This is a genomic window from Bartonella koehlerae C-29 (genome assembly GCF_000706625.1).
Taxonomy (GTDB): domain Bacteria; phylum Pseudomonadota; class Alphaproteobacteria; order Rhizobiales; family Rhizobiaceae; genus Bartonella; species Bartonella koehlerae.
The window spans coordinates 1614523-1633932 of sequence record NZ_KL407334.1 but is presented as its reverse complement, the minus strand read 5'-3'; the positions used below and the strand labels follow the sequence as shown (position 1 = coordinate 1633932).

At 38.4% G+C, this 19410-nt stretch carries 14 protein-coding genes, 2 pseudogenes and 1 riboswitch; of the genes and pseudogenes, 6 read left to right on the top strand and 10 right to left on the bottom strand.

Annotation, left to right across the window (positions count from 1 at the left end):
• Positions 1-171: 171 nt before the first annotated feature.
• Positions 172-1509, bottom strand: a complete 1338-nt coding sequence (locus O9A_RS06945) for an NAD(P)H-dependent oxidoreductase (protein WP_034460003.1) — start codon at positions 1507-1509, stop codon at positions 172-174.
• A gap of 168 nt (positions 1510-1677) precedes the next feature.
• Between O9A_RS06945 and O9A_RS06940 the strand changes: the two genes are divergently transcribed.
• Entirely contained in the window at positions 1678-2157 is a 480-nt protein-coding gene (locus O9A_RS06940; protein ID WP_034460000.1) for a MaoC family dehydratase, read from the top strand.
• A gap of 526 nt (positions 2158-2683) precedes the next feature.
• Positions 2684-3674: pseudogene (locus tag O9A_RS06935) on the top strand (tyrosine-type recombinase/integrase).
• Between the two features lie 101 nt (positions 3675-3775).
• Here the strand turns inward: O9A_RS06935 and O9A_RS08490 are convergent.
• From O9A_RS08490 to O9A_RS06920, 4 genes and pseudogenes are all read right to left on the bottom strand, one after another.
• Positions 3776-4057: pseudogene (locus O9A_RS08490) on the bottom strand (ABC transporter permease subunit); the annotation flags it as partial.
• A gap of 46 nt (positions 4058-4103) precedes the next feature.
• Positions 4104-4763: a methionine ABC transporter permease gene (locus tag O9A_RS06930; protein ID WP_034459998.1), complete on the bottom strand. Its 660-nt coding sequence runs from the start codon at positions 4761-4763 to the stop codon at positions 4104-4106.
• Positions 4756-5790 carry a methionine ABC transporter ATP-binding protein gene (locus O9A_RS06925; RefSeq protein WP_034459996.1) on the bottom strand — a complete coding sequence of 345 codons (1035 nt, stop codon included), beginning with the start codon at positions 5788-5790 and terminating at the stop codon, positions 4756-4758. The genes O9A_RS06930 and O9A_RS06925 overlap by 8 nt, the downstream gene beginning before the upstream one ends.
• A gap of 6 nt (positions 5791-5796) precedes the next feature.
• Positions 5797-6615, bottom strand: coding sequence for a MetQ/NlpA family ABC transporter substrate-binding protein (locus tag O9A_RS06920; RefSeq protein ID WP_034459993.1), 819 nt, complete (start codon positions 6613-6615; stop codon positions 5797-5799).
• A 534-nt stretch (positions 6616-7149) separates the two neighbouring features.
• On the opposite strand from O9A_RS06920, the gene O9A_RS06915 reads away from it, so the two are divergent.
• On the top strand, positions 7150-7776 hold the full coding sequence (locus O9A_RS06915) for an SH3 domain-containing protein (protein ID WP_034460302.1): 627 nt from the start codon (positions 7150-7152) through the stop codon (positions 7774-7776).
• Between the two features lie 86 nt (positions 7777-7862).
• Here O9A_RS06915 and O9A_RS06910 read toward each other — a convergent pair whose 3' ends face one another.
• The 4 genes from O9A_RS06910 to O9A_RS06890 all read right to left on the bottom strand — a co-directional run bounded on the left by O9A_RS06910 (position 7863) and on the right by O9A_RS06890 (position 12586).
• Positions 7863-8894, bottom strand: coding sequence for an aspartate-semialdehyde dehydrogenase (locus tag O9A_RS06910; protein ID WP_034459989.1), 1032 nt, complete (start codon positions 8892-8894; stop codon positions 7863-7865).
• Between the two features lie 528 nt (positions 8895-9422).
• Positions 9423-9632 (bottom strand): hypothetical protein, encoded by a 210-nt coding sequence (locus tag O9A_RS08625; RefSeq protein WP_342543793.1) that lies wholly within the window; start codon positions 9630-9632, stop codon positions 9423-9425.
• A 2071-nt stretch (positions 9633-11703) separates the two neighbouring features.
• On the bottom strand, positions 11704-11910 hold the full coding sequence (locus O9A_RS06895; RefSeq protein ID WP_034459984.1) for a Trm112 family protein: 207 nt from the start codon (positions 11908-11910) through the stop codon (positions 11704-11706).
• A 13-nt stretch (positions 11911-11923) separates the two neighbouring features.
• Positions 11924-12586 (bottom strand): LON peptidase substrate-binding domain-containing protein, encoded by a 663-nt coding sequence (locus O9A_RS06890; protein ID WP_034459982.1) that lies wholly within the window; start codon positions 12584-12586, stop codon positions 11924-11926.
• Positions 12587-13091: 505 nt separating this feature from the next.
• Positions 13092-13191, top strand: a riboswitch (glycine riboswitch).
• Positions 13192-13328: 137 nt separating this feature from the next.
• Between O9A_RS06890 and gcvT the strand changes: the two genes are divergently transcribed.
• Genes gcvT through gcvP form a run of 3 tightly spaced genes read left to right on the top strand, consistent with a single transcriptional unit; the run spans position 13329 to position 17623 of the window.
• Entirely contained in the window at positions 13329-14447 is a 1119-nt protein-coding gene (gene gcvT / locus O9A_RS06885) for a glycine cleavage system aminomethyltransferase GcvT (protein WP_034459980.1), read from the top strand.
• A gap of 6 nt (positions 14448-14453) precedes the next feature.
• Entirely contained in the window at positions 14454-14822 is a 369-nt protein-coding gene (gcvH, locus tag O9A_RS06880) for a glycine cleavage system protein GcvH (protein WP_034459978.1), read from the top strand.
• A 5-nt stretch (positions 14823-14827) separates the two neighbouring features.
• Entirely contained in the window at positions 14828-17623 is a 2796-nt protein-coding gene (gene gcvP, locus O9A_RS06875; RefSeq protein WP_034460300.1) for an aminomethyl-transferring glycine dehydrogenase, read from the top strand.
• Between the two features lie 328 nt (positions 17624-17951).
• On the opposite strand, the gene alr is transcribed toward gcvP, so the two are convergent.
• Entirely contained in the window at positions 17952-19070 is a 1119-nt protein-coding gene (alr, locus tag O9A_RS06870; RefSeq protein ID WP_034459976.1) for an alanine racemase, read from the bottom strand.
• Positions 19071-19410 lie beyond the last annotated feature (340 nt).

Here is a 19410-nt window from a genome sequence, read left to right as displayed (position 1 = left end):
GTTTGTAATAAGAGGTGTCTTGAATTCTTTTTCAAATAGTTTTTATAATTTTGAATCAGAGGGATGCAATAACAAGAATTTTTGCTCTTTGGTGCTCTGACTTCAAGAGGAAAAGTGATGAATTGTTCTTATAAGTCAATGTTTTGGTTTATAAAGATAAGAAGGTTTTGCTTATGCATGAGCGAGGAAAGGGTGAACATTAAGTAAAAGGTCTTGTTTGGTGCGAAGACGTGCAATCCACTGATCTTCGCGAATAGCGGTATTATGAATCGTAATAAGTTCATTCTTTTTAATTTCAGCTGTAACTGTTGCGTTTTCCAGTAGTCCACAAGGAATGGCTTGGCGCATGCGTGCTTCTGCAATATTCATTATCCAAGCGCGATAACTATAAAGACCGATAAAGTCTAACTGATCACCAGGATACAAATCTTTCTTAGCAACGGCACAAACTTCCACTACAGGGTGGTTTAGTGGTGCCATATCTTTTCTACCATAAAGCATAACGCGTGCACAGGTGAGAGGAACTTCCATTGCTGTTAGATGATAGGGGCGATGAAAGGTAAAGTAAGGTCCTTGACCCATTTTTAAATCTTCCATACGTTCCCTTAGTCGTGGGTGTGCTATTTCTGCAATGACAAAAACACCTGGGGAAATGCCTGAACCTATTGAATAATCCACAACGCCACACTGCTCTAAAATACCACCATCTTGTTTAGGGATAAGTATTTTGCTTAAATCTTGTAGTGCCGCTTGTGGGCCATGCATTCCTGGGCAATCAGGGAGAAGCCCCGTTGCATTGGCAATTGCTGCCATTTCAACCATCGTTTTGGAACCATCAATAAATTCAACTAACATGCGCACATTCATATTACGTTTTAGTGCTTCTTCTTCATAAGCATCAGGTGTGGCATCAAAGATAAGTGGATTGTTTTTGCCTTTTCCAGCTGCAACAATCTTATGTCCAAGGGCTGAAATAAATTCAATGAGTTCCATGCAAGAGGTAGGTTCATCACCAGCACCAAGTGTATAAACGAGACCTCGTTTTTCTGCTTCATGTTTTAGATAAGCACCAATGGTAACATCCGCTTCAACATTCATCATGACAAGGTTTTTGTTGTTTTCAAGCGCTTTGAAGCCAATTTCTGCTCCAGCTTCAGGATAGCCTGTTGCATCAACGATAATATCAATTTGCTCATGGCCTAAAACAAGATCAATATCATTTGTGGCTGCAATCAAACCTTTTTCGATAGTTCGGGTTAGAGCGCTGGCATTTTCAACTTCACGTACATGCCCTTCTTCGCCATAGGCTAATCTAGCAGCATCAAAAATACGAGAGGGTGTTCGGGTAGCAACAGCTGCAACCGTTATACCATTCATATGCGCAATACTTGAGAGAAAATCTGTTCCCATTTCACCACAACCAATCAATCCAATACGGATGGGGGGATGGTTTTCTGCATGCTGCTTTAAATCACGCGCCAAACCTGTTAGGCTCACATTGCTTGCCATCATTTTTTCCTATTTGAAAATTACTTTACTAAAAGAGATGTTTTCTTATTCATAAGCCCCATTTGCTTTTAAAACAGTTCATCTTTTACTCTTGATGCTCTAATCAATGGGTTTTATAAAAGCAAGAGATTTTGGGGAGTTTTATCAAATAAAACAGGAAAAGGCGTTATGCAGCAAAAAATAGCAGTACAAGATGTAGCCAATTTTATTGGGAAAGAAATAGGATTATCGCAGTGGCGCCTTGTTACACAGGATATGATTAATCAATTTGCATGCGCAACAGATGATCATCAATGGATCCACGTAGATGAGGAAAAGGCTAAAAAAACGCATTTTGGTGGCACTATTGCTCATGGCTTTTTAACATTATCACTTTTGTCTACTCTAGCTTATGAGGCCCTGCCAGAGTTGGAAGGTGTAACAATGGGCATTAATTATGGTTTTGATAAAGTACGCTTTATGAGTCCCGTTAAAACAGGCAAAAGGGTCCGTGCGCGTTTTGTTTTAAATAATGCTGAGATTCGTTCTTCTGGACGGGTGGTTTTTCATTATGGAGCTACGATGGAAATTGAACAGTTTAAAAAACCAGCTCTTACTGCTCAATGGCTTGTTGTTGCTATGGTTGGAGAGAAGTATATAAATTCTTAAATTGTTTTAGTGCTTTGTTTTGTTCACTTTCTGTGCAATTTTATCAGAAGACTCTTGGAGCGTAACATAAAGAGTGATCAAAAGAATAATAACTATTGTTATAATGGAGATATTATAACACTGATAGCCATGCAGATCGCCGTATTCCCCAAATCGTCTCAGCCGAGATATCCAGCACGCGAAATGGCTCTGATTAAGAAAAAAACATTGCTTTATAAAGATAATTTAATCGTTTTTCAATTTGAATGAGAGATCCGAATATCATAAGATTCTCTCCTTTCAAACTCTCTCGTAGTGAATCATTCAAAGCCATTCGCTTGTACGTCACAAATAGGGTTCGCGTATGGGTGAAAAACACTTGAAGAAAGGAGTAAGAATGCTTCAGATGAATCGTCTCAAGGTAAGGGTTATCGCAACATTTTGAGCTGACAAAGAGAATAGCAATGCTAGCTTACTCCTTCACAAGTGTAAAGAGGGTGGTGCCCAATGACTTTACTATTATATCCTTCACGGGCGCCATCATGAAATGAGTTTTTGCGCACTGATAGACATCTTTTTAAAACAAGTGTGTTATATTGGCAACACAATAGCGTTCTGTTTTGCGAGGAGTGTAACCCTATTAAGAGCGTGAGAAACAAAAGCGTGAGGTACTGCGCGTTCTCTATTATTTAAAAGATATTGCTTTTCAATGCTTTTGAAAGCTGTAAAACTGAAGAATTAAAGGGTGATGGTAAGGCTGGATAACTGATTTCTATATTTACAACTTCATATTTCCCCTAAATTAGGTTGTTTATCCCTTTCAGAGATTACACAAACAGATATGCGCAATGTTTCTTGCTCCAATCGGGCATACAAAAGCTGCATCAGCAGAGAAAATACTAAATCGCTTTAACCTTTGTTTCAAACATGCTGCTGTGCTAAGTTTAGATGTTGATTTACAGGTAACAGCAAAAGCTTTATTGGGAAAACAACGCTATAGAACCACTAATAGACCGGCTATGGATTGGAGAAATATCTCGGCTTTTTATAAAATACTTTGCGAAACAACAAGCATAACACATCTGGCTTCGCGTTTTCTTATTCTTACAGGGAGAAGTACAGATTCTTTGCGTCATATTCATAAAGAGCAGATTGACGGCGCTATATTGGACAATTCCTGTTAAAACTATGAAAGGAAAGCGTGATGCGACAACAGAGTTTTGCGTTCCTTTATCATTAGAAGCTCTGAAAATTCTGGGACACGCGCTTTTTTTATTTTTATCTCGCAATGATTTCTTTCTGCAACCGGTCATAACTCCTTTGCTGCAAATTTCTTGTCACAATTCATTGCAACAAATTGATCTTGGTGCATGTCCACATGGTTTTCGTTCTGGTTTATGTGATTAGCTAGCTGAAATGATGGATGTCCCTTATGAGGTAGCAGAGACTATTCTAGGGCATAGGGGGAGGTAAAGGAGAATGTGCTTATTGTTGTACAAACTAATTTAGAACAGCACTGTATCTTTATAGAAAAATAGGCTTTTTATGTCTCCGGTCAAAGCTAAGATATAGGTTGAAGTTCCCCATTACCTCTGGATAATTTTCTCTCTCTTTTTTCTCATCCATTCTCTACAAGACTTATAAGAGAAATCACCATAACAGTAAAACCGGTAATCAGACTAGAGAACGCTTCAGGAACGAGAACATGCCTGTGATAATTTTAAGTTGGCTTGCTCCCATGGAACATGCAGCTTCAATCAGGCCATTCTCGACAGTTTTAAAAGAGAGTTATGCTATTTGTGCATAAAAAGGAATGGCTGAAATGGTGAGAACAAAAATCACTTTACAGTATTCCTACATCTCTTTCTACGATCGTAACTGTAGGGATAAGGGGAGAAAGGTAAAATGCAAGAGTAAGAAAGAAAGTTGCTATGGTTGGTGAGAAGTAAAAAAATTTCTCAATTGTTTTAATGCTTTTTTTTATCTAATTTTTGTACAATTTTATCAGAAGACCATTGGGTAATAACATTCAGAATGATCAAAAGAATAATAACTATTGTCATAATGGAGGTATTATAACGCTGATAGCCATAGCGGATTGCCATATCCCCTAAACCGCCTCCGCCGAGATATCCAGCAAGTGAAGTGGCTCCGATAAGAGAAATCACCATAACAGTAAAACCTGTAATCAGACTAGGGAGTGCTTCAGGGATGAGAACATGTCTGATAATTTGAAGTTGATTTGCTCCCATGGAACGCGCAGCTTCAATCAGGCCATTCTCGACAGTTTTAAAAGAGAGTTCCGCCATTCTTGCATAAAAAGGAATAGCTGAAATGGTAAGAACAAAAATCACCGAAGGCATTCCTACACCTCTTCCTACAACTATACGGGTAAGGGGTAGAAGATAAAATGCAAGAATAATAAAGGGAATGGCACGAATACTGTCAATCATAATGCTCAGAGGGCGATTGATGAGATATGAGGCAAAAATTCCTCCACGTGCGGTTGTATAAAGAAGCAGACCAAGTGGAAGCCCTATAATAAATGCCATCACAGAAGCACTTATCGTCATCAATACTGTATCGAAAACGGCTTGGGGAAGTTCCTGAGAGAGAACATTAAACATAACCTAAAACCTCACAATATCGCCCTTTTCTGGTTAACCACTGAACGGCTTTTTTAAAAGTTTCTTGATCTTGTGCAGGAAGACCTAAGAAGAGACGCCCAATGGTTTCACCTTGGACTGTATCAATACCACCATGCAAAATACGTGCTCTTAAACCGATTTCATTTTCCAGAAGATTGAGAAAAGGTTGTTGGGCAATTTCACCTGCAATATTGATTTCAATAACAGCTTCTTGGCCTCTTGGTTTAAGATTTTTTGCAAATTTCTCAGGAAGTTGTGGAGTGACAAGTTTAAGCATGGCAATAGTCGTATCATCTTGCGGTGATGTAAAAATATCTTTCACATGCCCTTCTTCCACAATGCGTCCTTGATTGAGGACAATAACACGATGCGCAATAGCGCGCACAACTTCCATTTCATGGGTAATGAGCACAATAGTAAGATTGAGGCGTTTGTTAATATCGGCAAGAAGTTCTAAAATAGATTGCGTTGTTTCAGGATCAAGAGCAGAGGTTGCTTCATCTGATAACAATATTTTGGGATTAGCGGCTAGAGCGCGTGCAATACCAACACGTTGTTTTTGTCCCCCTGAAAGTTCTACTGGATAACAGTATTCCTTACCACATAACCCTACTAATTCAATCAACTCAAGGGCACGTTTGTGGCGCTGTTTTTTATTTATACCGGTTAACTTAAGGGGTAATGCAATGTTATTAAGAACATTTTGCGATGATAAAAGATTAAAATGTTGAAAAATCATGCCAATGCGTTGACGATAAGGTGCCCATTCTGTTTCTGACAGATTTGAAACATTCACACCTTCAAAAAAAATGGACCCCGCGTCAATTCGCTCTAATCCATTTAAACAACGAATAAGTGTTGATTTTCCTGCTCCACTACGTCCGATAATTCCAAGAATTTCACCTGCATGGATATTCAAAGATAAATTATCAATAGCACGAACATCAGCCGTTGTGCTAAAACAACGGCTGATATTTTTTAGAAAGATAAGGCTAGGATTCTCCATTCACAATTACCAAGATGTTTGGGCTGCCATGCCAAAAACTTCTTTGATTTTTACTCGGACAGGTTCACTATTGTAGGCAGAAACTAATTGTTTGACCCACGGTTCATCTTTGTCGATAGTGCGCACAACAATAATATTATTATAAGGGTTATTTTCTGCTTTCTCCCATGCAATAGCATCTGTTTGTAAGTTTAGTCCAGAGATCAAAGCCCAGTTTGTGTTTATAATCGCAATATCGAAATCATCGATCGCTCGTCCTAACATACCGGCATCTAATTCACGGATTTGCAAGTTTTTAGGGTTTTCAACAATATCAAGTGGAGATGCGAGAATATCGTGAGGATCTTTTAACTTAATGAGACCTAGAGAATTGAGAAGCAATAAGGCTCTTCCACCGTTTGAGGGATCGTTAGGAATGCCAATATGTGCTCCATCACGCAGTTCTTTTAACTCTTTGATTTTGTGAGAATAAACACCTATCGGAGTAAGAAACGTATATCCAGCAATTGAAAGTTTGTAACCACGTTGTTTAATTTGATTATTAAGATAAGGAGTGTGCTGAAAAGCATTCGCATCAATCTCTCCAGCGTGAACAGCATCGTTAGGTAGGGTGTAGTCAGAAAAATAAACAAGTTCAATATTTAAACCAGCTCTTTTAGCTTGTTTTGCAGCGGTTTTCCAAATAGTCGCTTCCTGTCCTTCCATAACACCGAGCTTAATGTTTGATTTATTTGCTGCCATAGAAAAGACAGGAGACAATAAAAGTGCAAAAAGAGAAAAAAGTAATCCAATTATAGCATTTCGGGATAATTGCTTGAATTTCATGTGCTTTTATCTTTCTTGTTCTTTTCTTAAGAGATTCTTCGAGAGAAGATTCAATGTACTCTGTACTATTTTAGGGAGGTTTGAGACTATAAAAGCTTTATAGAATATTCAATCATTTTTATTCAAAAAATAATATTATTTTTTTCTAATACTGTAAGCATTCTTGAAAAATAATATGATGAATGGGCAGTCTTTCTCCAAAATTCTGGCAATAAATTCTTCTATTATAATTCTTTTTTTGGAACCAAAGGCAATTTCAAAACTTTTTTAAAGTAACGATTGGCTAAATCGCTAAGCAATCAAATGGGTTTTTATCAGTAAATTCATGAGGAGAATATTGCGCAATCAAGATAATAGGCCGTGTGTATGGCTTAGGGGATAGAGTTAAGAGAGCTTTTTTCGAAATGTGCTGCATCTCTTTAAGGAGATCAAAAATCGATCACCACTTGATTGAAACAGGGCAAAATTGAAACAGGGTACATTTTTGCAAAAGTCTATATTTTGTCCTTCACACTTTGGAGAGGAAGAAAAATAATGTTAAAAAAGGATTTTTTATCAATCACAATGATTTTGTTGATTTTGGGGGGATCGGGGTTTGAAATGACTGCTTCTCATGCGGCAGTTTCAACAGTTGCTCGCGTCGCATCAGGTCAGGCAGTTCTACGCATAGGTCCAGCGACAACTTACAAAGTTACTACAACTGCTTCAACAGGAGCAAAAGTGCAAATTAATGGTTGTCTTTCCAATAAATCTTGGTGCTTACTTTCCTATAATAGAAAGGTCGGTTGGGTATCTGCACGTTATTTAAATGTTAATAATGTTCCTACGATCTCTTTTACACATATGCGCATGAAGCCAAATTCTACGATAAAAGCACAAAAGCAAAAAGTAAAACAGGTTGTTTCCAGTTTTAAAAATCTTACGGTACCTCAAAAAACACGAAAAAATCTACAAAAATTTTACAGAAAAGATATAGTCATTGATTCTACAACTGTCAAAAAAAGGGATGAAAGGACAGTTTTAAATCCCTCCAAAAAGGCACAAGGTGTATCTGTAAAGCGTGTGAGCGCTTATAATCCCTTTTTCCCGTATGATGTCAATTACAGAAATTTTGAACGCAATGAAACGCGTTACCGTGTTGTGACCTATCCCGTGCCATAAGGATACAGAAAATCCAACTGTTATTGCGGTGATAGGAAAAAAATACAGCAGTATAAGGCGTTTTTGCTTCATGCTGCCGTTTTTGTTTAGTTTGCTGATTTTGGTTTTATCAAATTATGAGAAATGAGTAGTTCAGCAATTTGAACTGCGTTCAATGCGGCTCCTTTTCTTAAATTGTCAGCTACAATCCAAAAAGCTAAGCCATTTTCAACGGTGATATCTTCACGAACACGGCTAATAAAGGTGTCATTTTCACCAGTGCTTTCATAAGGCGTTATATAGCCGCCATCTTCATGTTTATCGATAAGCTGACAGCTTGGTGCATTGCGTAGAAGCTTCTGTGCTTCAGGGGCGCTTAGTGGTTTTTCAAATTCAACATGAACAGCTTCCGCATGACCAATAAAGACGGGAACCCGAACAGCTGTTGCTGTTAATTTGATCTTAGAATCAAGAATTTTCTTCGTCTCAACGGCCATTTTCCACTCTTCTTTTGTATAACCATCTTCCATGAAAACATCGATATGGGGAATGACGTTAAAGGCAATACGTTTGGTGAATTTTTTTGATGTGATTGGGTCTGCAACAAAAACTGCTCGTGATTGTTCAAAGAGCTCATCCATCCCTTTTTTACCGGCTCCGGAAACCGATTGATAAGTGGACACAACAACACGTTTAATGTGTGCTGCCTCATGGAGAGGTTTTAAAGCTAAGACAAGTTGAATTGTTGAACAATTTGGGTTAGCTATAATATTGCGCTTGGAAAATTGATCAATGGCTTGTGCATTCACTTCAGGTACAATCAACGGAATATTGCTATCATAGCGCCAAGTAGATGAATTGTCGATTACCACACAGCCAGCCCCCGCGATTTTAGGAGCATATTCTTTGGAAATACTCCCTCCAGCAGACATGAGGCATAGGTCTGTATCGGAAAAATCGTACGTATCAAGCGCTTTGACTTTTAAAGTTTTGTCACCATAAGAAACACTTTGCCCTAGGGAGCGGCGTGAAGCTAAAGGAACGATTTCATGAGTAGGAAAACCACGTTCCTCGAGAATTGTTAGCATTTCACGACCAACATTTCCAGTTGCGCCGACAATTGCAACTTTAAAACTCATTTTCCATACTCCTGTTCTCTCTATTTTTCTTCCCTGGGCTATACCCAGGAGAGGGCGAGTTGGCCAGGAATTAAATCATAATATTGTAGGCTTTTAAAAGGCCTCATTTTTGTGCATGTCAATCACAACCCACACCAACACAGGTTGGTTGATTTCGAATGTATCATCCTGCTGGTTTTTAAGAGCTAAGAAAGCCTGAATATTTTATGCCAAGCTGCATGAATATCTCCTTGACAGCACCGCAATCTAGTGAATTGCTTATCTTCTGTCAATTGTTTAGCTTGAGAAGTTTGAATTTTGTAACGATTGTATCATGCCTTGTGCTGGTAAAGTTTTTTATATTGCCTTATGATAAATGTTTTTTATGTGCAGGTTAAAATGGAGGTTTGTGATCTGATTTTCTTCTGTGCTGTTCCCTATTTTATTTTGTGATGTTTATTCTTATTTCATAAGTTCTTTTCATGTGATAAAGGCGTTTATTGAAGAAACGTTCATGCAAATCATGAAAATAAGAAGATGTCTTCTTAATCAGAAATCAACCGCAAGATTGCCGTTTGTTTTTTTGGAGTTAAGCCCTCTGAAATTTTTCAAAAGAAAGTGTTCTACTTTGTTTGATACTTTGTCGTTATCATGGTAGAGAATATCTGCTTTTGTTGAAATATCAGCATAAAAGAAAAAAACAGTAACATTCAGTCTATCGGCAATTTCCTGCAAGTGTTCTGCACTTACGCGATTTATTCCTTTTTCATACTTTTGAATTTGTTGGAAAATGGCGCTTAAATGACAACCTAATTGTTTTTGAAAAAATCCTATGATGCTTCTTCTGAAGCGATTTTTTTGCCTACAGAGATATCATTAAAATGTGAATTTTGGGTTCGCACTTTGAAAGCCGCCCACCGATAGTGAACGCCTTCGCGTTGGTCTTCTGGGGTCTAGAAGTACTGGCATCAAATCAGCTTCTTACTTTATAGTACTTATAGCACTTGTATATAACAAAAACCTTGGAAATTCTAGGATACCCGCAAAGCAGATTTATTCTATGTTCGATGTTAGAGCCTCCAGGTCCTATTGATCGCTGCGTATACGATCAAAACTACAAACTTATTCATAGGATAATTTCCTTAAATCATCAATCAGAGTTACAATACAACAGTTGTTTTGGTTGCTTTTTTTCAAAATTTAAACGCAACCATTGCAATGTGTCTCTCTATTTTAATGGAATTTATATCATTTTTTTTCTATGCATCGTTTTTAATCAATAGGATATTTTAAAATAAAATCTGCAGTGGCGTTTTCAAAAAATTTTGCAGAGCAAGACATTTCAGGGGGGCTCAAATGGGTTTTAACAAATTGGAAAAATTCAGCTGTGAAAAAAGGAAAAAAGAAAGTGAGGTTAAGTATAAATGCCGTTTTCGTTTGTAAAAATCATGCATGCCGAAATGATTTTGATTTTAAAAGATAAACAGTTTAGATTTTTGACTCGTGGTTTTATGTATTTATCTTAAAAATCTATCTGTTAAGGCTTTCAGTTTTTTTTGTTTACAATTTATTTATCGCCATTGAAGGTACTCTTTGGCGTCATTTTATATCGATAGAAGGAGTGTTTTTAAGATCTTGTTTTTGATGTGCACTTTCAGAAGAGTTTAAGAGCTTGAAGTGTCTTTCAATTTGGTTTTTAAAAGCGGCAGAGAGCTTTCATTATTTTTAAAGATATTCTTCTTGCGCTTTTTCTCGTGTTTCGTTGGTTTCAAAAATACTACGAAGAACAGCGGTTTTGAGGCGGCATTTGAGATTATTTTTAAGTGCTTATTTGGGATTTTTGTACTGCCTTTTGGTTCAGATGGTCAGATTTATTGATCCAAATGCATAGAACTTTACATAGATTTTCCAAAAAACTACTCATGATAATTAAACGCTTTATATTGTGATTAAAATGTTGCTTGGGATATATTATTTCTTTGCAAATTCTGTTTGATTGACAAAACGTAAATTTTAAAAATTAAAATGAGACGCTAAGATAATGTTTTGTAGTTTATGCATTTAAATTACTTGTTGCCAAGATTGTCATCGCATTTTGAACGATTACAATTGATTTCTTTTCAAAAACAGGGTCGGTAGTATTGTAAACATTGTCTTGTTGTATGGTCATATAAGGCGCATTTATGTATATTAAAAATATAACGTTGTCTCTGTCTTGTTTTAGTTTTTTTTTCACCAACTTAAAATGTAGAAATCTAAAGTTGAACATAATATTTAGGGCAGGGCTTGTCCAGTGAGCTTATGGAGTGAATGATATTAGTGGGCACCAAGTGGAATACGTTGAGAGAAATCAATCATGTAATCGAATGAGTAAGGATTAAGTTTTTATCCTTGAGAGTGAGAAGGAGACTAAGCTTTACGACATGGGCAATAAAGTTTTTTAAACCACTCCTGTTGGTGATCAATGTGATATCATTTTCTATGTGCATCTTCGTTACATTATAAATTTGAAATCCTATGGTTTTATTCCATCCTTTATCCTTCGTTTTATCTAAATCTTCTCTTCTTTATAAAAAATGAGGGTATCTCTGCACATTCAGAATCAAAAATTTTTTGAGAAAGAACTCAATATACTTTTTTATGAACTGTCTTCATACAAAAACAGCGTAACATTAGTGGTAAATAAAAAATAATGTGTTGATTTGTTATGAAACTACTTTTTTAAAAGTGCTAACTATTGAAAAAAAAACTACGTCCATAAAGAATATTTCTTTATGGAAAACTAGATTGATAACAGTTTATTGTAAAAGGAAAATTGAATAGAACTTTCTTATTTTTTATAGAGTTCTTTTTCATTATTTTGCAAAGGACGGGCTTCGGAGGCAAGCATAACGGGAACACCGTCGCGAATAGGATAGGCGAGTTTTGCTTTAAGCGAAATTAATTCCTGTGTTTTTCGGTTCAAAGAGAGAGTTCCTCCTGTAATTGGGCAAACCAGCAATTCGAGCATTTTGGGATCAGTGATCATTTTCTTCATGTTTTAACATCCATTAGTTTAAATAGTGATATGCTCCTGTTTGTTTTATAAGAGAGCGTTCAGTTAAAGCGAGAAGAGTCTGGGCACGGCTTCCAATATCAGGAGCTTCTAACAGAGCTTGTTTTTCTGCGGGTGTAAAAGGAATAAGCGATGAAAAAGCATTCACCAATATAGGCGTAGGCGTTTGTATGATATTGCTCCAATTATATTCTATTTCATGTATGATGAGATATTGCTCAACAATGTTGAGTAAGTTTTCTCGATTAATGCTTTCTGAAAATTCTGCTTCTTGTAGGTCTTGTATGTTTGATTGGACGAGAGCAATCCGATAGGATTTTGTGTTCACGAGTTCTTGTTCTAAAGTAAAGCGGCAAACACCTTGTAGGATAATGAAAAGCTGCCCATTTCCTGTTTCGTTGTAGTGTGTGATGCGACCTATACAGCCCATTTTATAAAGCTGTATGGGGAAATAGTCTGTTCCTGAAGAAAGTGGTTGAATAATACCTAACAAACGGTTGGATGCCATAACGTCTTCAACCATTTCGAGAGCTTCTGGTTCAAAAATGTTGAGCGATAAAAAACCTCCTGGCAATAAGAGCGCACCTTCTAAAGGAAAAAGAGCAATTTTCTTTGGGAGATCATTTTCGCAATTATAATGAATATTGCCAGCTTTCATTCGTATTTTAAAACCTTTGTATAGTGAGGTTTGGTGCATAAAGAGCCCCACAGTTTATGATACTACTTATCGATAATAGAGACTACCCCCCCTTGAATGTTAAGATCATATTTCCTGATATTCTTAGAGTATGTAGTTTAGAGAGAATAAACTTTGCGGCTATAATAGGACTATACAAAAGGGGACACTCTTTTTAGTCCGTGAAATTTTATATTGTCTTCAATTTGTTTTTTTAGTTTTTGATTGGTGTTTTTGGTCTTGGCCTTTCGCAATTTCCTTTTTATGTTGGTAGCTCATGCCGGTAATGTATAAGCTGATTCTCCTTACTTTACTAAACTGTAAACACCTATGATTTTTAAAATACACGAGATCTAACATTATAAGCTCTTTAAAATAACCTATGCAAGTATAAAATTAGGGCATACTAATCATTTTGCTGATGACAGTATGATAGAGATAGGCTATAGACTTAGAGATATGTCGGAAAGAACGTTGTCATTTCTTTCATTCTTGTGCGGGAGAGTGCAGGCTGCAAGTTTTTGTGTCTGCCGCCGAAGGGGAAAATAGCCCGTAATCTCTCAGGCTCTAAGGACCGTAAAAGGAGAAAGGCAGATCTGGAAAGTCGGGAGGGGCTACACCAAAGGTGTAAGCGAAAGCTTTTTTCGCGAGTCTCTCAGGTTTGTAACAGAGGGGTGCAGAAACGAACACATTGTGTGAGCGTTAGCACGGCTTTGGAGATATTATGGGGACATCACGAGAATTTGAAACATCTTCTTTAAAAACACTTCCTTTATATGAATTGCATGAAAAATCTGGAGCGAAATTTGGTGCTTTTGCGGGTTGGCAAATGCCTTTGACTTATCCTCTTGGGGTTTTGAAAGAGCATCTTCATACGCGTGCGCATGCAGGCCTTTTTGATATTTCTCATATGAAATTGATTACTGTTGAGGGGTCGCAAGCAGTGGAATTTTTATCCTATGCTCTTCCTGTTGATGCGGCACTGTTAAAGATTGGTCATTCGCGCTATAGCTATTTACTTAATGAACAGGCTGGCATTCTTGATGATCTTATCCTTACCCGCTTGGCAGAGTGTCGTTTTATGCTGGTTGCTAATGCTGGTAATGCACAAGCCGATTTTGCTGAACTTGAAAAACGTGCTGTTGGCTTTGAATGTCAAGTCATTGCTCTTGAAAGGGTATTGCTTGCTCTTCAAGGTCCACAAGCAGCTGCTGTTCTAGTTGATGCTGGTTTACCGGGCAATGAACTGTTATTTATGCAAGGATTCGAACCACAACAAGATTGGTTTATTGCCCGTTCTGGTTATACGGGAGAAGATGGTTTTGAAATTGCTCTTCCCATAGGGCATGCACGCGAATTGGCTGAAAAATTGCTTAGGGATTCTCGTGTTGAGTGGATCGGTCTTGCGGCGCGCGACAGTCTTCGATTGGAAGCAGGATTATGCTTGCATGGCAGTGATATTACTCCTGATACTACGCCCATTGATGCTGCACTGACATGGGCCGTTCCCAAAAATGTTCGAGAAAAAGCGCAATTTTATGGAGCAAAGGCTTTTCTGGAAGCTCTTAAAAAAGGTCCCTCTCGTTGTCGTGTTGGTTTAAAACCACAAACACGTCAACCTATTCGTGCTGGTGCTTTGCTTTTCGATGATGAGGGCAATCGGATTGGATTGGTAACATCAGGTGGTTTTGGCCCTTCTTTTGATGGTCCTGTAGCGATGGGATATGTTCCTATTGGTTGGAAAGTGGAAGGAACAGAGATATTTACAGAGCTGCGTGGCAAAAAGATTGCACTGTCTGTTCATTCACTTCCTTTTGTTGCACAACATTATTTTAAAGGATAATTTTTTATGTCTAAAACTTATTTTACACAAGATCATGAATGGCTTAGTGTTGAAGGACAAGTGGTTACTGTCGGGATCACCAATTATGCTCAAGAGCAGTTAGGTGATTTGGTTTTTATTGATTTGCCACAAAATGGGACAAAACTTTCTAAGGGAGACGCTGCTGCTGTTGTCGAATCGGTGAAAGCAGCTTCAGATGTTTATGCACCTTTGAATGGTGAAGTGGTCGAAATGAATGAAGCTCTGGCAGATAGTCCAGAACTGGTAAACAAAAAAGCTGAAACAGAAGGTTGGCTCTGGAAAATGACCTTGCAGGACGAAACGCAACTTGACGGGTTGCTAGATAAGGTTGCTTATCAAGAACTGATCGGATGACTGCTATGTTAGAGCGTCCTTTTTTTTCTCGCCATATTGGGCTTTGTCCTGATGAAAAACAAAAAATGCTTGATGTTTTAGCAGTAGATTCTGTTGATACACTGGTTTCTCAAGCTCTTCCTTGCTCTATTCATTTGGGACGGCCGCTTAATCTCCCAAAGGCAGTTAGTGAAGAGAAAGCTCTGGAAGAACTCTCCAAGATGATGGGGCGTAATCATCTGCACAAAAGTTTTATTGGGCAGGGGTATCATGGAACATCTGTGCCGTCTGTTATTTTGCGGAATCTTTTTGAAAATCCAGCTTGGTATACTGCTTATACGCCTTATCAGGCAGAAATTAGCCAAGGTCGTTTAGAGCTTTTATTTTATTTTCAGACATTGATTAGTGAACTCACAGGTTTGCCTGTTGCAGCTGCTTCACTTCTTGATGAAGCAACTGCTTTGGCTGAAGCTATTGCAGTGGCTTTCCGCTTTGCGCGTGAGAAAAAAACGAAGATTTCTCTTCAGAGTTTTTTGCATCCCCAGATCTTGAGTGTTGTACAAACGCGTTCTGAAACACAAGGTCTTCGGGTTAGCCAAAATAGCGAAATTTGTTCTGATACCGCTGCGATTGTTTTGTCCTGGCCAGATACAAAAGGCTCTTTTAATGATCATAGTGAAGTCATTAAGGAGGCAAAAGCAAAAGGAGCACTGGTGATTGTGGTTGCTGATCCTTTGGCACTTACCCTTATGGAAGCACCAGCGAAGTGGGGAGCTGATATTGTTGTCGGCTCGATGCAGCGTTATGGCGTTCCAATGGGATTTGGAGGTCCTCATGCTGGTTATCTTGCGGTCAGCGATGCGCTCACACGTCTTATTCCCGGGCGTATTGTTGGTCAATCAGTGGATACGAAAGGCCGTGTTGGTTTTCGTTTAGCATTGCAAACACGTGAACAACATATCCGGCGCGATAAAGCGACATCAAATATTTGTACAGCACAGGCTCTGCTGGCAAATATGGCAACGGCTTATGCTGTTTGGCATGGTCCGAAAGGCTTACAGGAAATTGCTCAGCGCGTTCATCATTTAACATGCCGTTTCGTTGGTGGTTTAGAGGCAGTAGGTATCTTTTGTGAAGGAGAATATTTTTTTGATTGTGTAAGCGTTGTTGTGAAGGGAAGAGCACGAGAGATTGCACGCCAAGCGAAAGCAGGTGGACGCCTTGTTCGTATTCTTGATGATGACAGAGTTGCGATCAATTTTGATGAATTGTCAACACAAGAGGATGCTTGTACTTTAGCACAGCTTTTCGGTGCGGGGTTAGTTGATGAGGTTTCTCCAAGACTTATGGGTAAAGGGCGTGATGCTACTTTTCTTTCACAGCCCTTTTTTCATGCGGTTCATTCAGAGACGGACATGATGCGCTTTTTGCGTCGTTTATCGGATAAGGATTTGGCATTAGATCGGACAATGATACCTCTTGGCTCTTGTACGATGAAACTTAATGCAGCAGCTGAACTAATGCCTATAAGCTGGCCTACGGTGGCCAATATACATCCCTTTGTTCCGCAAGAGGATGCGGTAGGTTATCAGGAAATGATCAATCAGTTAAATGCCTGGTTGTGTGAAATTACAGGGTTTGCACAAGTTTCTTTTCAGCCAAACTCTGGTGCTCAAGGTGAATATGCTGGGCTTTTGGCAATTCGTCGGTATCACCAATCGCGGGGTGAACATCAACGCACGCTTTGTCTTATTCCTGAATCTGCGCATGGCACCAATCCAGCTTCAGCTCATATGGCCGGTATGGAAGTTGTTGTGGTGAAATGCTTGAATGATGGTAATGTGGATTTTGATGATCTTAAAATGAAAGCACAATTGCATAAGGAGCGTTTAGCTGCTCTCATGATCACTTATCCTTCAACACATGGTGTTTATGAGGAAAGTATTAAGGATATTTGTTCTTTTATTCATGAAAATAGAGGGCAAGTTTATTTTGATGGTGCTAATCTGAATGCGCTTGTTGGCCTTGCTCGTCCGGCAGATATTGGGGCAGATGTTTGTCATATGAACCTTCATAAAACATTTGCCATTCCCCATGGTGGTGGTGGTCCTGGTGTGGGGCCGATTGGAGTGGCAGAACATCTCAAGCCATTTTTGCCAGGTCATGAACAAGAGGGGACAAGATATGCAGTTTCAGCAGCGCCGTATGGAAGCGCATCTATTCTTGTTATTACTTGGATGTATATTCGGATGATGGGCGCTGAGGGTTTGAAATATGCAACACAAACAGCAATTTTGAATGCCAATTATATTGCTGTGCGTCTTTCACAGGCTTATTCCATTCTTTATCGAGGTAGGCAGGGACGTGTTGCTCATGAATGTATCGTGGATACACGTGTGTTGAAAGAGCAGTGTGGGGTGAGTGTTGATGATATTGCAAAACGTCTCATTGATTACGGATTTCATGCGCCCACGATGTCTTTCCCTGTTCCTGGAACTTTGATGATTGAGCCAACCGAATCAGAACCAAAGGCAGAGATTGACCGTTTTTGTGATGCTTTGCTCTCTATTGCTGAAGAAGCTAAGAAAGTTGGTAGCGGTGTTTGGCCAAAAGACAATAATCCATTGGTTCATGCACCACATACATTGGCCGATACAATAGATGATGCTTGGGCGCGGCCTTATTCACGACAAGAAGCGGCTTTCCCCAATTGCTCTCTTGATCCCGCAAATAAATATTGGCCGCCTGTTTCACGTATTGATAATGTTACAGGAGATAGAATGCTTATTTGTTCTTGTCCGCCTTTGGAAAACACCTATTAAATTTTTTGTTTGCATTAATAAAAAAAGCCTCTACAGAATTTGTGGGCTTTTTTGTCACTTATTCATGAATTTGATCATATTATTTTTCTTGGTGCGTATAGATTTTTGTTTTCCTGATGGTCATCTAAAATAATCTTAAAATAAATTGATGATTTTCATTGTCATTATTTGCTTAAGCATTTTGATGAAAATATTGATGAACAGGATATGGAAGAAGGCGTATTGATGGATAGTCTGTACATTTAGCTGTTTAAAACCATGTCTAGAAGCTCTGAGATTTTTTTTACTGAGAGGGTAATTTTCTTCACTTTAATTTCTTGAGAGAGTTTTAAATGTAAATGCGTTTATAGCGTTTTCCTAGAGAAGTGAGAATTTCATGAGGAATAGTATTGGTATCTATAGATACTTTTTCAAGGGGTTGATGAGGGCCAATGAGCTCTACCCAATCACCTCTTTGAGGTTTTTTATCGAGATCAGTAGCATCGACTATGATAGAATCCATAGAAATATGTCCAACAATAGGGAGTTTGTGTCCATTGAAATAAACGGTACCTTTATTCGAAAGAATGCGTGGCCAACCATCTGCATAGCCGATAGAAATGGTTGCAAGAGTACTTGGCCTGTGGGTCATAAAGCTTTCCCCATAACCAACAGGTATTCCTGCGTCAATAAAGCGGCTTTGAAGGACTTGGGCTTCAAGTTTTACAACAGCTTTAAGAGGTGTTGGATGTTTGCCATGGGGATCAACACCGTAAAGTGCTATGCCGGGGCGAACAAGATCAAAATAAAAATCTGAACCAAGAAAAATGCCTCCAGAATTGGCAAATGAGACTTTACAGGTAGGTAACTGTGCAAGTACTCTCTTGAAAGCAGCTAATTGTTTGTTATTGGATGAATGAGAGGCGTCCTCTCCATTCGCAAGGTGACTGAGAATATATTTTATTTCTGCTTTTTCGAAAATTGTAGGGTGTTTTATAAGTTTTTGTAATTCTTTTTTATCAAGCCCTAATCGGCTCATATTTGTATCGACCTGAATGATTGCGGGAAATTTTTTATTCTTTTTTTGGCAGAGTGTTTGCCAATCTTCAATAGCAGACCAAGAGTTCAGAAGAGGGACAATACCCGATTGTGCAACAAATTCTTCTGCTTTATGTGGAAACCCATTCAGAAGGGCAATCATGACATTTTCTGGTAAAACGGTTTTTAATTGAAGCGCTTCTTCGATTTGAGCAACAAAAAAAGTGCGGCAGCCAGCCTGATAAAGCGCAGGGGCAATTTTATTAGCACCCAACCCATAGGCATTGGCTTTCACAACCGCTGAACACTCAGTTGGGGCAACATGTTGGGCTAAAGTTACATAATTTGCAACAATAGCACGCACATCGATGGTTGCTATCGCTGTAGCAGGAAATAATAGGTTTGTTGTATCCTTAGCGGATTTGTTCATTTTTAAAAATCCTCTCTCGAGTCAATGAGACATAAATTCCCTTTGATTCTTTCATATAGTTTTCTATGATATATGAAAAGGATGCCTGTACTGTTTGTTCTTATCAAAATCATAAGCAGTTCATACTGAATTATGTGTCATCAAAGCAACCTTTTAAGGTAAGATGCGTACTTTGAGTATCATCAATAGAGTAATTTATTCTCTTTGTATTTTTATGAACACGTAATGTACTGACAGTCGGAAAGGCATAGACTTCATTCTCTCTCCTTGGGTAAAGATATTAAAAAAATTAAAGGCTCATCTGCTGCGTTATATCGTTTTTCATAGTGAAATCAGAAAA

Bases quoted from the DNA above. Each gene is read 5' to 3' on its own strand.
- O9A_RS06945 (WP_034460003.1), bottom strand. From the start codon at position 1,509: ATGGCAAGCAATGTGAGCCTAACAGGTTTGGCGCGTGATTTAAAGCAG.
- O9A_RS06940 (WP_034460000.1), top strand. From the start codon at position 1,678: ATGCAGCAAAAAATAGCAGTACAAGATGTAGCCAATTTTATTGGGAAA.
- O9A_RS06930 (WP_034459998.1), bottom strand. From the start codon at position 4,763: ATGTTTAATGTTCTCTCTCAGGAACTTCCCCAAGCCGTTTTCGATACA.
- O9A_RS06925 (WP_034459996.1), bottom strand. From the start codon at position 5,790: ATGGAGAATCCTAGCCTTATCTTTCTAAAAAATATCAGCCGTTGTTTT.
- O9A_RS06920 (WP_034459993.1), bottom strand. From the start codon at position 6,615: ATGAAATTCAAGCAATTATCCCGAAATGCTATAATTGGATTACTTTTT.
- O9A_RS06915 (WP_034460302.1), top strand. From the start codon at position 7,150: ATGTTAAAAAAGGATTTTTTATCAATCACAATGATTTTGTTGATTTTG.
- O9A_RS06910 (WP_034459989.1), bottom strand. From the start codon at position 8,894: ATGAGTTTTAAAGTTGCAATTGTCGGCGCAACTGGAAATGTTGGTCGT.
- O9A_RS06895 (WP_034459984.1), bottom strand. From the start codon at position 11,910: ATGAAGAAAATGATCACTGATCCCAAAATGCTCGAATTGCTGGTTTGC.
- O9A_RS06890 (WP_034459982.1), bottom strand. From the start codon at position 12,586: ATGAAAGCTGGCAATATTCATTATAATTGCGAAAATGATCTCCCAAAG.
- gcvT (WP_034459980.1), top strand. From the start codon at position 13,329: ATGGGGACATCACGAGAATTTGAAACATCTTCTTTAAAAACACTTCCT.
- gcvH (WP_034459978.1), top strand. From the start codon at position 14,454: ATGTCTAAAACTTATTTTACACAAGATCATGAATGGCTTAGTGTTGAA.
- gcvP (WP_034460300.1), top strand. From the start codon at position 14,828: ATGTTAGAGCGTCCTTTTTTTTCTCGCCATATTGGGCTTTGTCCTGAT.
- alr (WP_034459976.1), bottom strand. From the start codon at position 19,070: ATGAACAAATCCGCTAAGGATACAACAAACCTATTATTTCCTGCTACA.